The sequence below is a fragment of the Coprothermobacter platensis DSM 11748 genome (genome assembly GCF_000378005.1).
GTDB lineage: Bacteria > Coprothermobacterota > Coprothermobacteria > Coprothermobacterales > Coprothermobacteraceae > Coprothermobacter > Coprothermobacter platensis.
In genome coordinates this window covers 630,919-645,398 of the sequence record NZ_KB899040.1, presented here as the reverse complement: position 1 = coordinate 645,398, position 14,480 = coordinate 630,919, and the positions used below count along the sequence as shown (strand labels likewise).

General features: G+C 41.7%; 14 protein-coding genes and 1 tRNA gene. All 15 read right to left on the bottom strand.

Going from position 1 to position 14,480, the window contains the following annotated elements:
- Nucleotides 1–80: 80 nt before the first annotated feature.
- Nucleotides 81–890, bottom strand: a complete 810-nt coding sequence (locus tag D890_RS0103535) for a N5-glutamine methyltransferase family protein (protein ID WP_018963150.1) — start codon at nucleotides 888–890, stop codon at nucleotides 81–83.
- Nucleotides 877–1,959: a peptide chain release factor 1 gene (gene prfA / locus D890_RS0103530; RefSeq protein WP_018963149.1), complete on the bottom strand. Its 1,083-nt coding sequence runs from the start codon at nucleotides 1,957–1,959 to the stop codon at nucleotides 877–879. The genes D890_RS0103535 and prfA overlap by 14 nt, the downstream gene beginning before the upstream one ends.
- 9 nt (nucleotides 1,960–1,968) lie before the next feature.
- Entirely contained in the window at nucleotides 1,969–2,565 is a 597-nt protein-coding gene (locus D890_RS0103525; protein WP_018963148.1) for a thymidine kinase, read from the bottom strand.
- Entirely contained in the window at nucleotides 2,556–3,242 is a 687-nt protein-coding gene (thyX, locus tag D890_RS0103520; protein WP_018963147.1) for an FAD-dependent thymidylate synthase, read from the bottom strand. Before thyX ends, D890_RS0103525 begins: the two co-directional genes overlap by 10 nt.
- A 14-nt stretch (nucleotides 3,243–3,256) precedes the next feature.
- Nucleotides 3,257–4,648: a transcription termination factor Rho gene (gene rho / locus D890_RS0103515; RefSeq protein WP_018963146.1), complete on the bottom strand. Its 1,392-nt coding sequence runs from the start codon at nucleotides 4,646–4,648 to the stop codon at nucleotides 3,257–3,259.
- 28 nt (nucleotides 4,649–4,676) lie between these two features.
- Entirely contained in the window at nucleotides 4,677–5,060 is a 384-nt protein-coding gene (gene gcvH, locus D890_RS0103510) for a glycine cleavage system protein GcvH (protein ID WP_018963145.1), read from the bottom strand.
- Nucleotides 5,061–5,084: 24 nt separating this feature from the next.
- Entirely contained in the window at nucleotides 5,085–6,476 is a 1,392-nt protein-coding gene (locus tag D890_RS0103505) for a hypothetical protein (protein ID WP_018963144.1), read from the bottom strand.
- Nucleotides 6,473–8,368, bottom strand: a complete 1,896-nt coding sequence (thrS, locus tag D890_RS0103500; RefSeq protein WP_018963143.1) for a threonine--tRNA ligase — start codon at nucleotides 8,366–8,368, stop codon at nucleotides 6,473–6,475. Before thrS ends, D890_RS0103505 begins: the two co-directional genes overlap by 4 nt.
- Nucleotides 8,369–8,393: 25 nt before the next feature.
- Nucleotides 8,394–8,468 (bottom strand) — tRNA-Val (locus tag D890_RS0103495).
- A gap of 22 nt (nucleotides 8,469–8,490) precedes the next feature.
- Nucleotides 8,491–9,579 carry a methionine gamma-lyase family protein gene (locus D890_RS0103490; protein ID WP_018963142.1) on the bottom strand — a complete coding sequence of 363 codons (1,089 nt, stop codon included), beginning with the start codon at nucleotides 9,577–9,579 and terminating at the stop codon, nucleotides 8,491–8,493.
- Nucleotides 9,536–10,483: a tRNA (adenosine(37)-N6)-dimethylallyltransferase MiaA gene (gene miaA / locus D890_RS0103485; protein ID WP_018963141.1), complete on the bottom strand. Its 948-nt coding sequence runs from the start codon at nucleotides 10,481–10,483 to the stop codon at nucleotides 9,536–9,538. The genes D890_RS0103490 and miaA overlap by 44 nt, the downstream gene beginning before the upstream one ends.
- Nucleotides 10,464–11,747, bottom strand: a complete 1,284-nt coding sequence (miaB, locus tag D890_RS0103480; protein ID WP_018963140.1) for a tRNA (N6-isopentenyl adenosine(37)-C2)-methylthiotransferase MiaB — start codon at nucleotides 11,745–11,747, stop codon at nucleotides 10,464–10,466. The genes miaA and miaB overlap by 20 nt, the downstream gene beginning before the upstream one ends.
- Nucleotides 11,748–11,749: 2 nt before the next feature.
- A complete protein-coding gene (locus D890_RS0103475) occupies nucleotides 11,750–12,514 on the bottom strand; it encodes a TIGR00282 family metallophosphoesterase (protein ID WP_018963139.1) in 765 nt (254 codons plus the stop codon).
- Nucleotides 12,511–14,067, bottom strand: coding sequence for a ribonuclease Y (gene rny, locus D890_RS0103470; RefSeq protein ID WP_018963138.1), 1,557 nt, complete (start codon nucleotides 14,065–14,067; stop codon nucleotides 12,511–12,513). The genes D890_RS0103475 and rny overlap by 4 nt, the downstream gene beginning before the upstream one ends.
- A complete protein-coding gene (locus tag D890_RS0103465; RefSeq protein WP_018963137.1) occupies nucleotides 14,067–14,480 on the bottom strand; it encodes a RecX family transcriptional regulator in 414 nt (137 codons plus the stop codon). Before D890_RS0103465 ends, rny begins: the two co-directional genes overlap by 1 nt.

Genomic DNA, 14,480 nt, shown 5'->3' with positions numbered 1-14,480 from the left:
AAGAGTATTTTAAGCAAAAGGCGGTCATTTTATAAGCGACCGCCTTTATTTTTTATAAAAGATAGTGAATAACGATGTAACTACGTGAATGATCGGGGGGTAATAACAGCTATTCTGTTAAGATTAGAAAAGTCTCTCGTAAGCGAACAATCAAAACCCAGAGATAAAGCCAAGTCAACTATCTGTGGAGTTAAGTCATCATCTATTTCAAAGACAATTCTTCCGTGCTTACTAAGATGCTCTTTGCCATAAATGAGAAGGTCGTTATATACGCTGGTGGGATTTTCATGAAATACGGCTTGCATTGGTTCAAAAAGTTTAACACTTTCATCTACGTTCTGGAGTGATTTAAAATCTACGTAGGGTGGATTTGAAACAATCAAATCAAATATGCCCTTATCAGGTAAGCTGGTAAGAAGAGTAAGCCTGTTACTTACATTGAATTTCTCTGCATTAGAGTACGTACATAGACAACCTACATGTGATATTTCCACTGCTGTTGCAGTACTTTTGTCATTTTCCAAAAGCAGTGTGACGCATATGGCACCACTTCCACTTCCGTAGTCAAGCACCTTTTCAAAAGGTGCTTTCAGTGCCTCTTCGACTAGAATTTCGGTCTCGTTACGGGGAATAAACACTCCAGGAGTTATAAAGAACTCTCTTCCATAAAAAGATTCCCTGCCTGTTATGTATGCGAACGGAACTCTTTCTCGCAGCAAATACACAACTCTGTCAAGCTCTTTTGTGTTTGGAGACACATCGCTATTAGAGAACACCTTTGCCTTAGGTATATGAAAGCAGTATTCTATTAAATTAAGAATAGTTGCGTCCTGAAGCGCGTTAGATGAATCAGAACGCTTGAGTAAACTAAACAGATCAAGCGCTTTCATCCATTTCTAATAGCCGGTTCTCCCGATCAGCAGACTCTAGTGCATCTATCATCTCATCTAAGTCGCCGTCTAAGAAACGGTCAAGGTAGTAAATAGTGAAATTAATTCTGTGGTCAGTAACGCGATTTTGAAGATAATTGTAAGTACGTATTTTTTCTCCCCTCTCAGCCGATCCAATCAAAGAACGCCTAAAGCTAGACATGTTCTTCTGACGCTCTTCCAATGTTCTCTCATAAAGTTTCGCCCTTAAAACCTTCATGGCTTTCATCTTATTTTGCAGCTGAGAGCGCTCATCCTGACAAGTTACCACAATTCCGGTGGGTTTATGCCTTATACGGACAGCCGTTTCGTTCTTTTGAACGTTCTGTCCGCCATGTCCACCAGCCCTAAAAGTATCGATTTCCAAATCTTCATCCTTTACTTCCACTTCTACTTCGTCTACCTCAGGGAGTACAGCCACGGTTGCAGTAGAAGTATGAATGCGTCCAGAGGATTCCGTTTCAGGTATTCTCTGTACCCTATGAACACCGGATTCATATTTCATTCTTGAATAAACACGATCTCCTTCTACAGAAAACACGACTTCTTTGAAACCGCCCAGGTCGGTCGGGTTAGCATCTATTAGTTCTATTTTCCAGTTTTTGCGTTCGGCGTAGCGTGTGTACATTCTAAAAAGGTCCCCAGCGAAAAGAGCTGCCTCTTCCCCACCTACACCTGCTCTTATTTCGACGACAACTGGTTTTTCATCCATGGGATCTGGCTCTACAAGCAAGAGCTTTAGTTGTTTTTCTTTCTCTGGAAGTGCTGCTTGAAGTCTTTCTATCTCTTCTTCAGCCATGGCTTTCAAGTCTGGATCATCTGTTTCTTCTATGATTGACCTTGTCGATTCAAGATCTCTGAGTAATTTCTTATATTCCAGAACCTGCTGAACTAATGGCTCTATTTGACTTTTTTCTTTCATAAGGTTCATTATTTTTTCTGGATCAGATGCAATAGCTGGATTCTCCAACTCTTTATTGAGAAAATCATACCTTTGTAGTATGCTGTCCATTATATTATCGAGAGCCATAAGTAACCATCACTCCTTGAAAAGTGTAAGCGTTTTGCCAGGTACTTCATGATGAAGATTACACCTGGCTTCATACGATTCTAATCCGCCGACTAAAATAGTGGGATCGTCATAACGAGCCGGTTTCCCATCTATAAGTCGTTGTGTCTTTGTGGCAATATTGCCGCAAACGCTACATATGGCATGAAGTTTCATTGCTTCGTCAGCTAGCGCAAGTAAGTTAGGCATTATCCCGAAAGGTTCGCCACGGAAATCTAAGTCCAACCCAGCCACTATGACACGTTTCTTCTCTTGCAAAAGCTCTTGAATTACCGGAATCAAATCGATTGTAAAGAATTGGGATTCATCAATGCCTACAACTTCGGCATCTTTAGAAATGGAAAGAATTGTTTTCGGATCACCTATGGGGATCGCATTGAAACTGAAGCCTGAATGGGATACCACAGCCATCAAATCATAACGTGTATCAATGGTTGGTTTTATAGCAACTGTTTTCTTGCGCGCAATAACTGCACGCCTCAGACGGCGGACCAGTTCTTCAGTTTTTCCAGAAAACATGCAACCTGTGATAACTTCTAACCATCCATCCTGTGTCACTATTTCCATTGCTTAGATACCTCTTCATAACACTTTTCGTTGCCTTCAGGACATTGACCCATGCTAATGCAAGAAGGACCTGCATCTTCGAATAGTATCGGAGCCAGCGGTCTTACCTCATTAAGCATGAGCATTGCTACCTCTTGTATCTCCCACTGGGCTCTTTTACATGTTCTCAGAGCGAAGAAGTGCAACAGCTCCCGTGCATTCATAGTAACTACTATAGTTGTTTTCACGCTTTGAGGTAAGATAAAACGTGCATCCTCCTTCGGTATACCAAGGGAGAGAAATTGTTCATACAAACGTTTGCTTGATTGCAAGTGTTCTTGAAACAGCGCTACAGCATCAGCATTTTCCTTTATCGTGGGAGGTATAACAAAATCTTCTTTCTCCTGATTAACATAACGCTGGGAACGCTGAGAATAAGATGCCAGTCGATGCCTAACTAATTGATGTGTACATACGCGGGAACATCCATCGATAACGAACGTAAAACTTACATGCTCTAAAACACTTAAGTGGCCACGTTTCTTAACGGTCTTAATGCTTCGGGCAATCTGATCTTCAGACAACTGATCGTACAGTTCGAAAGGGTCTTCAGAGCTGTAACATATACGCGCAGCGTACGCTACCACTTTCTCTGGTTCAGGTGTGTAACTTATTAGTTTTACTCTTGCGCTCCCCACATTTGGCTCCTTTTTTAAAGAATTTGAAGCCTATTTATCTGATCAAGGAACTCACTATTGTCTTTGGTTCTACCAAGAAACTTGATGACTTCCTCTACAGCATTTTCCAGTTCCTGGCCTGCAATAGCTCTTCTCAGCTTCCAAATAGCATCCAACTCTTCAGGTGTGTATAACTTTTCCTCATGCCTTGTTCCAGAACGCTTTATGTCTATAGCTGGGAATAGCCTGCGCTCTGCAAGTTTTCTATCAAGAATTAGCTCCATATTTCCCGTTCCCTTGAATTCTTCAAAAATTACCTCGTCCATTCTTGACCCTGTTTCCACAAGAGCAGTGGCCAATATGGTCAAACTACCACCACTTTCTACCTTTCTAGCTGCTCCAAAGAAGTGTTTCGGTCCCCTTATGGATGCTGGATCAAGGCCACCTGATAGCGTTCTCCCTGATGGCGGTATTACAAGATTATATGCTCTTGTCAATCGCGTAATTCCATCAAGTAAAATTACAACATCTTTTCCAAGTTCTACCAATCGTTTAGCCCTTTCAAGAACAATGTGGGCGACTTGGATATGATTTTCAGGTGGAAGATCAAATGTAGAAGCCACAACCTCAGCAGCAGGAACAGATCGAATCATATCCGTTACTTCTTCTGGGCGTTCATCCACGAGTAAGATTATGACGTGCACTTCAGGATGATTCGTGGTAACAGCTTGGGCAATTTTTTTCATTATAGTTGTCTTGCCAGCTTTTGGCGGAGCGACAATGAGACCCCTTTGTCCTTTTCCGATCGGTGAGAAGAGGTCTATCATACGATTGGTAACTTCCTGCGGACCCAAGTATAAGTTAAATCGTTCGTGAGGGAACACAGGTACAAGTTCATCAAATTTTACCCGATCTCCTATTCTTTCGACAGGTATCCCGTTCACTTTTTCGATACGAAGAATTGCAGGATATTTTTCTTTCTCTCTCGGAGGCCTTATTATGCCCTCGACATAATCTCCTTCTCTTAATCTGAACTTCCGGGCTTGTGAAATAGATAAATAGATGTCTATCCCTGTCGGTCCAAACTTGTTTTTTAAAAGAGCATACCCCTGCTGTTCATCAGGAAAATATAATATACCAGCACCTCGGCGTTCAGAGGTTGCTGTTGTTGTTCCCTGCACAGCGCTAACATGTTCTTCTTCACGCTGCGTCTCCACTTGCTGATGAACAGGCTCAGCTGCAGGGCGACGTTCTTGCTCTTTAGTACCTTGACTTTCTAACTCTGCTTCAGCAACTTTTAAAATCGCATCAGTTAACTCTTGCTTGGTCATATTTTTCACATTTTTTATGCCCAACTGGTTAGCAATTTGGCGTAGCTCAAAAATCTTCTTATTTTGGATCTCTTTTTGAATAGTGACTAAGTCCACCTATGTCCCTCCTAAGAACCTGTGCTACTTACTCACCAATGAATTTCTTGTAATCTTCGGAATTCATCAGCGAATCAAGAACACTCACATCTTGCAATTCAATTACGGCTATCCAACCTTCGCCATAAGGGTCATCGTTAATTGCCTCTGGCGTGTTTTTCAGCTTTTCATTAATTTCAACGACTTTTCCACTAACAGGGGAATACACATCGCTTGCGGATTTCACGGACTCGAGAGATGCCAATGTGTCTCCTGTATTCACTGTTTGGCCTGGTGTAGGTAGATTCACAAAAACAATATCACCTAGTTCATCCTGAGCGAAATCAGTAACACCAACCATCACCTTAGTTCCATCTAAAACCTTGACCCACTCATGCTCTTTAGAGTACTTTAAACCTTCTGGAATATTCATGGAATATCTACCTCCTTATAAGTATTAAGGTCTTAATTCTAGTAATTGACATGGCTGCTTTAGTAATACATCCATACCATCCACAGAAGCTATATTAGCAGAATTAAATGGCAGCAAAAAATCTACCGATTGAGTATGTAGAACACTACCCGTAATAGTATACACCTGATTCCCGGATATCATCGCCCAATCAGCTTTTTCTGCTGTTCCCACGCTCGTCAATACGCCATTTCCAACCTGCATAATACGTAAATCAGTTCCATTTCCAAGTAGCAAAGTTAACGGTTTTCGTTTTATGGCACCTATGAGTTTGTAACCACTCGGGTAGCTTATCGTTTTCACCGGAGCAAGGTAGTTCTGTCCACTGAAAACCTCAACACCATTGTCCTTAACAACCATAGCTGTTGCAGTAGTTTCAGACGAGAACGCAGTAAAGTCACGCACAGCGTCGAAATCTGTCTTGTCTGTTCCCGTAAGGGAGATTTTGTTTCCTTTTAGAGAAGTTAAATGCATCATGCCTTCGCTATATTGCAGATACCAAACTGTATCAACATACCATAGCTTACCGATGAACAATCCCTTGGAAGTTCCGACAGCGTTCTTACCATAACTGCTGTAAATGTAAGATCCGTCAGAAACATACCACTGTGTTGAACTTGTGCTTACCCATTTGCCTGTAATAGAACCTAATTGAGCTTTCGTTGCTGTTTTCACCATATCAAGCACGCCGGCAGTAATGTCCGTTGAAGATGTTGTCGGTGTTTCGGTCACATTATTCTCTGAAGGTTTACTCAAAACTAGGAAACGAGAACCATGGAGTCCAAAAACCAGGCCTACGATTACTAACGCTATCAAGGCAACCAACACGTAAGGACCCGTCTTAGACCTCAGCCTATTTACATGGACAGGAACTGCAACCTGTTCTTCTAATGATTCTTCAGCATAAAGCTCTTCAATATACTTAACAATAATTCTCCCGATTCGCAAGCCATTTTCTTCAATACGAATCACATCATCACTATTGATAACAGCTTGGCTCACCGTTTTAACTCGTGATCCATCCTCATCCTGCCATGTAAGCCTGTGCGTAAAATCAAATAGCGGGTCTGTCAGGCAAGTGGTTTTTCCCGCCTGCTCATGGTAAAGTACCAAATTAGAGTTGTTAATTACAAAAAGGTTTGTCCCGTTTACTTCAAGTAATAGCCATGCTTCATCATCATAGAACTCAGCTGCTTTTTTCAAACAGTCGATATCTTCGCAATTACTAAACTCGTCCAACAGAATATTCACAAGACGATCGCTCTTACCGATAACCACAACATGACGTTCTGGCGCAGAAGAATCAGGGAAACTTTTCCAACCGACCTTGTAAATGTTAGAGTCTATTGCGACTTCTATGTTTGCTAATGTTTTCATAAATGAACTTTCTTTTCAATTTCTTCGCTTAGGTTATTCTTTAACTCTTCGACGCTCATTTGACCGAGGTCGCCTTTCACTCCATGCCTTACCGAAACACAATTCGATTCTACTTCTTTTTTACCAATCACCAGAATGTAAGGAACTTTATCATTTTGTGCCTTTCTTACACGATAGCCAAGCTTGGAGCCAGTATCAGTATCCAATGTCACTCTAAACATTTGCAGTTCTCGAGCGACCTCAGAAGCGAAAGGCATCTGCTCTTCAGTAATCGGCACCACACGGACCTGTTCAGGAGCAACCCACAAGGGGAACCAACCCGCATATTGTTCTATAAGGAGGGCAAAAAATCTCTCCATAGAACCAAGAAGTGTTCTGTGTATCATGACTGGTTCGTGCTCAAGACCATCAGGACCAGTATATTTCATCTCAAAACGTCGAGGTAAATTGAAATCCACCTGAATTGTGGGCCCTTGCCAATAACGGCCTAATGCATCTCCAACCTTTATGTCAATAGCCGGCCCGTAGAACTTGGCTTCGCCTTCCTCAACTGTGAACTTCAGGTCCTTCGCTCTTAATGCATTAGCCAAAGCAGATTCCGCTAATTCCCAAACGTCATCATCACCAACATACTTATCTTTGTGTTTCGAATCACGCACTGATAATTCAACTTTTAGGTCTTCAAAACCGAACAACCTATTCATATCTAATGCCATATCTAAGACGCTTTCCACTTCTTCTTGTACTTGATCGCGTGTGCAGAAGATATGAGCATCATCCTGAGTAAATCCTCTTACTCTCAAAAGTCCATGCAGAACACCGCTTCTTTCGAAACGATAAACGGTACCCAGCTCTGCAAAGCGTATAGGCATCTCCTTATAACTTCGCGTCCTCGTCTTATAGATCTGTACATGGAATGGGCAATTCATGGGCTTTACCAAATAAGATTGGTTTTCCAGCTCCATTGAAGGGAACATGTTTTCTTTGTAGAAAGACAAATGCCCAGATATTTCCCACAGTTTTGTCCTAGCTACGTGAGGAGTGAAAACAAGTTGATAACCTTGTTTTATGTGCGTTTCTCGCCAATAATCCTCTATTTCTTTTCTTACTATAGCTCCATTTGGATGCCACAGTATGAGCCCAGGTCCAATGTCTTCATTTATAGAAAAAAGATCCATTTGCTTGCCAAGCTTCCGGTGATCTCTCTTGTCTGCCTCTTCAAGGTTGTGTAAGAACTGTTCAAGTTCTTCTTCAGACCAGAAAGACGTGCCGTAAATCCTTGTTAGTTGTTCACGTTTCTCGTCCCCGCGCCAGTAAGCGCCACTAATATTTAGCAGTTTGAAGTGTTTTATAAGACCCGTATTATTAACGTGTGGACCTCTGCAAAGATCAACATAATCTCCCTGTGAATATATGCTAACTGTTTCATCAGCTATGTCATCAAGAATTTCAACTTTAAACGTTTCTCCTCTCGATTCGAATAGCTCTTTTGCTTCCACCTTCGTGACGAAACGTCTTTCCACAGGTAGCTTTTGCTCTGCTATGTTTTGCATCTCTTTTTCTATACGCTCTAAATCAGCTTCAGTCATTCCGCTAGGAACGAGCATATCATAATAGAAGCCATTCTCAATAGATGGCCCAACGCCAAGCTTCACATTAGGAAATAAATGTTTGACGGCCTGAGCCATTAAGTGAGCAGTTGAATGTCTGAGGATTTCTAAGGCTTCCTCTTTGCTGACAAATTCAAGATCATCACCCAATATGGTAGATTCTCCGGTGATATATAAAAGGCCATTTGTAATAATTCCAAATGCATCTATGCTAGCCTTAGAAATTAACTCTTGCACACTGTACATTTCGCCAGGATTCACATCAATTTTCACGGAGTCCATTCACATCACCCCAATAGCAGATAAATGGTGGGTGCGGAAGGAATCGGACCTTCGACCTCTACTGTGTCAGAGTAGCGCTCTACCACTGAGCTACGCACCCAACTGGAATATATAATACCATACTAAACGATTGAGTTCAACTTTGCAGACAGTTCTTCAATTATAAAAGGATTAACACCGGGCTGAATAAACAATTCAAAAGGTTCTGAAACAGTACCATCGGCGCTTAAGGATAGTGATTCTCCTTGCACAAAGCCAGTCCATGCCATTACGATAGGATCCTTATAGCCGCCCATAGCAAAAGGTTCTAAAGTTACATAACTGTTAACCGGTCCTACATGCTGAATAAGTTGAGCAGCGGAGATCATTTTCTCTTTTGTTTCCCAACGTGTTCTAACGATGATGTCTGAAAATGGGAAACGCTCTTCTAGAGCATTAGGAAGCTTGTCTACAAGTTTTTCTTTCGACACCAAGCTATTGTATACAAGTAGTGGTGCCAAGAATAGCCCATGAAACGCCGAATGGAGAAAAGGCCCTGTCGCACCCTGCTCATCTGCCAACGCTGGCCCAAAGAGTGTTTTACTAACTCGTTCCACCAATGCCTGCTTTCCTACAACATAAGCTCCGGTAGGAGTTATTGTTCCTCCGGGGTTCTTAATGAGAGAACCAAAGCAAAGATCAGCTCCCACATGAGTAGGTTCTTTTTCTTCAACAAATTCTCCATAGCAATTATCAACGACAACGATGCCGTTAGGATTGATGCTATGAAAACGCTCAATAATGGTTTGCATTTGCGTAATGTTTAATCCTTCAAACCAGCGATATCCCCCAGAACGCTGTAGCCAAAGGACATCAGCCTTTGAATTGTCTTGGCCATTCCAAACAGACCATTTCCCCAACAAAGGTCTTATATTTTCAAAAACGCTATCATACGGTTCGAACGGTGTAAATAAGACCGATTTATCCTTTAAACCCAAGCTCGATGCTACAAGATACGATGCATGTGTCCCAGATGAGATGTTCGGCCGAACCAATGCGTCCTCTGCTCCAAAGTACAAAAAATACACGTTTTCCAATTTATCTCTACCTAGATCATCTAAACCATAACCTGTGGATCCCCATAAATCTGATTCGGAGAGCCTTACAGCACGAAATGCATCGAGAAGCCTATTGTAATTTACCTGTGCTATTGTCCAAAGTGCGTCTAACATAAACTGTGACCTCCTCACAAAGATCATCAAAGGGCTGAGAAGCATCAAACCAAGTAATGCTGTCATCCTTCTTAAGCCATTTCATTTGCTTTCTAGCATAATCCCAGTGTCTGTAGAATATTCTCTGCTTGAGTTCTTCAACACTTGAGATATTCCCTTTTAAATAGTTGCACACTTCCTTATAACCTATTTGTTTTAAACAAGGGCTACTTTCATTGAACTGTTTCAATAAAGCCTCAACTTCCTCAATGAGACCTTTCTCAATCATGGTGTTTACTCTCTGCATAAGTCGCTCACGATAGGGATCTCGCGGTATCATCAAACCTATCTTTATATTTGAATTAAAACGCAATTTATTATAAACCTGCGCTTCTGATGGTTTCTTGCCCATTCTAAGTATTTCCACAGCGCGAACGAGTCTTCTTTCGTCACCTATAGCTATTTCTGATTCTCTCAAAGGATCATACGCCTTTAGCTCATTTCTCAAGAAAGATTCACCAAACTTCACTAAATCAGATTCTACTTCAGACCTAATACTGTAATCAGTACCTAGCGACGCATAGCTGCGCTCGCCAAGTAGAGCATAGTAGTAGAAAAGTGTACCAGCTACCAGTATAGGCGTTATATCCTGCTGCCAAAGATCCTCAATAATTTCTGAGCAGTCTTGTACAAATGATCCTACGGAATAGAGCTCTGAACAAGAAAGGCAATCGACAAACCAATGCTTTACAACGCTAATGGACGTTTTTTCAGGCTTTGCAGTTCCAACACTCGTCTCCTTGTAAAAAGCTCCCGTATCTATGGATATAATGTTCGCAGCCTTTAGCTCTTGAGTCAGGTAAAGAGATAAATTTGTCTTACCGACACCGGTAGGACCAAGAACACTAATTAGGAGCCTTTCCATAAAGAACCCATGACTTCGCTTCGGTAATCAAAACATCACAAAACTCTCCTACCGTATGTGCGTTATTTGCATCGAAAACGACCGTTTTATTTGTTGCTGTTCTACCAATGAATTTTCCATTTTCCTGATCTATCCTATCAATAAGAACGCTTTGCAGTGTGTTTACATATTCTTGATTTATACCATAGGCAATTTCCTCTTCTAACTTCATGACTTCGTCGTAACGTAACCTCATCACTTCGTCTGGGACAAACCGGTCAGACCACTTTGCGGCAGGAGTTCCTGGACGTGGAGAATATATTGCCATATAGATAACATCAAACCTCATCTTTTTCAAGAACTCCAGTGTATTGCTAAAATGTTTTTCTGTTTCTCCTGGAAATCCTACTATGAGGTCAGTGCCAATAGCCACTCCTGGTACTCTTTCTCGAATAAACTGAACAAGCTCTTCAAACTGCGCAGTGGTGTACTTACGATTCATAAGACGCAATATTTCATCGTCTCCGGATTGTAAAGGTAAATGATAATACGGTGCCATTTTATCTATGGATGTAAGCCTTAGAATGTCATCTCTAGTGAAATTTGCAGGGTGTGGAGACATGAATCGTATGCGCTTTATCCCGTCGACTTTTGCTACCTCTTCTACCAAGCGGGCGAAATCCCAGCCTTCTATGTCTTTTCCGTAATCGTTCACGTTTTGTCCAAGCAATGTGACTTCCGAAGCACCTGCTTGTGCACATTCTTTAACCTCTTCTAAAACAGATTCAGCAGGTCTTGATTGCACTCTACCTCTGGTATAGGGGACAATGCAATACGTACAAAAATCATCGCAGCCTTTCATTATGGTAACGTAAACAGAGTGTTTTTGCTGACGGCTTGAATGTCCATATCCGTCGAAATCTACTCTTTCATCGCCAGTGAGCAACAGCCTATCACCGTTCATTAGCAATTCAGGAATTCTTGCTTCATAAGAAGGGCCAACGGCAGCCTGGACATGCGCAAATCGATCTAAAAGTTCTTTGCCTCTGGATTCTACCATGCATCCCATTACTATTACTTTTTTGCCCAATTTTTTGAGTGCCGAGATAGTGCCTATGGCCCTGTCTTCAGCATGAAGCCTAACAGAGCATGTATTCACTAAAACAACGTCGCTGTCAACAGCGTTACTTGCTTCTTCCCAACCCGCTCTCTTCAACAAACCGCTAACCATTTCACTATCGTTCTTATTCATCTGGCAGCCATATGTAAAGATGTAATATTTCAAGATTAATCCTCTCCCTGTTCTAAAAAGGAAATACGAGTAATTGAACGTTCGGAATCAGAAATATTTATGAATACTCCATTTATTATGTTTCTCCCTTTCGCTAACTCATACCGGACGGGTCTGTTATTCAAAAACTTACCTATCACAGCTTCTTTATCCATGCCTAAAACGGAGTTATCGTAAGGGCCTGTCATACCCACGTCGCTTATGTATAAAGTTCCATTTGGTAGCATCTTTTCGTCAGCAGTCTGTACGTGGGTATGTGTGCCCACCACAGCATCCACACGCCCATCAAGGAAATAACCCATCGCGATTTTTTCACTTGTGGCTTCAGCATGAAAGTCTACCAGCTTTATTGTTTCTTTATCAAGACGACGCAGAACATTTTTTACAGATGAAAAGGGATTATCGATGCAGTCCATGAATACTCTCCCCTGTAAATTTATCACTGTTAGACCCTTCACTGAATAACATGAACGATCTTGCATATCTGGATAATTTGCTGGAAAAACAACCATGGGGTAATTCTCGTAAACATCTTTCCATTCTTTCCAGTGGAAGGCATGATTCCCCGTGGTAATCACATCTACGCCACAGTTTAAGATTTCCTCCACAGCTTTTCTGTTTATTCCGAGACCTCCAGCGGAGTTTTCGCCATTAGCAACAACAACATCTGCATTGAGTGACGTCTTTAGATCCTGCACATGGCGACTCAGTGCTTGGCGACCACTCCGCCCGACCACGTCTCCGAAGAACAATATCTTCATTTTGCGTATTCTGCGACCCTTGTCTCACGTACTACAGTAACTTTTATCTGACCTGGATATATCAGCTCTTCTTCTATCTTTTTAGCAATATCTCGGGCTAACGCAAATGCTTCATTGTCCCCGATAACTTCAGGATGAACGATAACACGAATTTCTCTTCCCGCTTGAACCGCAAAAGCTGATTCTACACCATCAAACTCCTTAGCTATTTCTTCCAACTGTTGAACTCTCTTTATGTAAGCCGCATAATTTTCTCTACGTGCGCCTGGTCTAGAGGCACTTATAGCATCAGCAATTTGTGTTATAACTGCGTACATGCTTTCCTGAGGGACTTCATTATGGTGTGACGCTATGGCATTCACTACCACAGGATTCTCCCTGTATTTTCTGGCTACGTCTGCTCCTATGAGTGCGTGGCTACCTTCTATGCTATGGTCAAGCGCTTTTCCAATATCATGTAATAGACCAGCACGTTTCGCCAGTTGTGTGTCAAGATGAAGTTCGCTGGCGAGCATACCTGCAAGGAAACCAACTTCGACCGAATGACTCAGGACATTCTGCCCGTATGATGTTCTAAACTTCAATTGGCCAACGATGTGCTTTAGATCCGCATTCATCTCCCTGATACCAAGGTCCCTAACAGCCTTGTCACCAGCCTCCACAATTTCTTGCTCAATGGCATCTTTTTCCTTAGCAAAGATTTCCTCTATGCGAGCAGGTTGAATACGTCCATCGATTATGAGCTTTTCTAAGGTTCTTCGAGCAATTTCTCTTCGAATAGGATCAAACGAAGAGACAACGACTACTTCTGGTGTATCATCGATAATCAGATCCACGCCTGTGATACGTTCAAAGGTTCTGATGTTTCTTCCTTCACGACCTATGATGCGGCCTTTTATTTCTTCTGAAGGAAGTTCTACCACCGAAATTACAGGATCTTCAGGCTTTTCGGTCGTCAGACGTTGCATTGCGCTAACAATAAGCTCTGAAGCTTTCTTGTCAGCTTCTTCTTTGAAATTCTCCTCAAATGTCCTTATTTTCTCTCCAAATTCCTCTTTCAACTCTTCTTCTAATCGTGAAAACAAAAATTGTTTTGCTTCATCAGTAGTCATATTTGCTATCTCCTGGAGCTTCTTAACAGCTTCTTGCTCAAATGACTCTGCAGATTTAAGCTTTTCTTCTGCCAGTTGCAATTTTTGCTCAGCTCTTTTCTCTTTTGCTTCGATAGAGTCCATCCGTCTATCCAGTTGCTGTTCTCTCTGAGAAAGACGTTGTTCAAGCTTGTCTAGCTGTTCTCTCCTCGATTTTAATTCCTTGCTTGTCTCAGCAATCATAGAAGAAACTTGTTCTTGAGCTTGCTTTACCAACGACTCAGAGCGTTCCTGAGCTTTCTTTTCTTCCTCTCGTGCTGTTTTTACAATGGATGAGGCCTCTGACTGAGCATCCTCTATCATCTTTTGAACTTTCGATTTCGTCGAGTTTATAGCGTAGAAGTAAGCTAAAACACCGCCAACCACTATGCCTATGAGTAAACCAAATATCATCATCGCCATTAGGTATCAACCTCCTTCATGAACCGTGAAATCATTTCGTACGTAAAGCCTTGTCTTAACAAATACTGAATGATCTTTTCCTTATCTTGAATCTTGTTTTTTGCTTTTTGTAAAGCATTGTCTAAACTTTTATGCCAAACATCATCATTATCCAACAGCAGTTCCATATCCGCAGAAACCTTTCTCTCCCACAATCGGTTTCGTAGATACAATGGACCTTTTCCATGATTAACTGCACGCCTAATTTCACCTTCCAAAACCATTTCATCTAAGTTCGGAAAGTATGAATTGAGGCGTTCATTGACAAACTCTTTACATTCATCAGGAACCTTTTCCAATAACTCGTGTTTAGAATAATCTTTACGCGAAAGACGTCTTAATATTCCAGACCAGCTTTTTTCGCAAGGATCCAT

Bases quoted from the DNA above. Each gene is read 5' to 3' on its own strand.
- D890_RS0103535 (WP_018963150.1), bottom strand. From the start codon at position 890: ATGAAAGCGCTTGATCTGTTTAGTTTACTCAAGCGTTCTGATTCATCT.
- miaA (WP_018963141.1), bottom strand. From the start codon at position 10,483: ATGGAAAGGCTCCTAATTAGTGTTCTTGGTCCTACCGGTGTCGGTAAG.
- rny (WP_018963138.1), bottom strand. From the start codon at position 14,067: ATGGCGATGATGATATTTGGTTTACTCATAGGCATAGTGGTTGGCGGT.
- D890_RS0103505 (WP_018963144.1), bottom strand. From the start codon at position 6,476: ATGAAAACATTAGCAAACATAGAAGTCGCAATAGACTCTAACATTTAC.
- prfA (WP_018963149.1), bottom strand. From the start codon at position 1,959: ATGGCTCTCGATAATATAATGGACAGCATACTACAAAGGTATGATTTT.
- D890_RS0103475 (WP_018963139.1), bottom strand. From the start codon at position 12,514: ATGAAGATATTGTTCTTCGGAGACGTGGTCGGGCGGAGTGGTCGCCAA.
- D890_RS0103465 (WP_018963137.1), bottom strand. From the start codon at position 14,480: ATGGATCCTTGCGAAAAAAGCTGGTCTGGAATATTAAGACGTCTTTCG.
- gcvH (WP_018963145.1), bottom strand. From the start codon at position 5,060: ATGAATATTCCAGAAGGTTTAAAGTACTCTAAAGAGCATGAGTGGGTC.
- D890_RS0103525 (WP_018963148.1), bottom strand. From the start codon at position 2,565: ATGGAAATAGTGACACAGGATGGATGGTTAGAAGTTATCACAGGTTGC.
- thrS (WP_018963143.1), bottom strand. From the start codon at position 8,368: ATGGACTCCGTGAAAATTGATGTGAATCCTGGCGAAATGTACAGTGTG.
- D890_RS0103490 (WP_018963142.1), bottom strand. From the start codon at position 9,579: ATGTTAGACGCACTTTGGACAATAGCACAGGTAAATTACAATAGGCTT.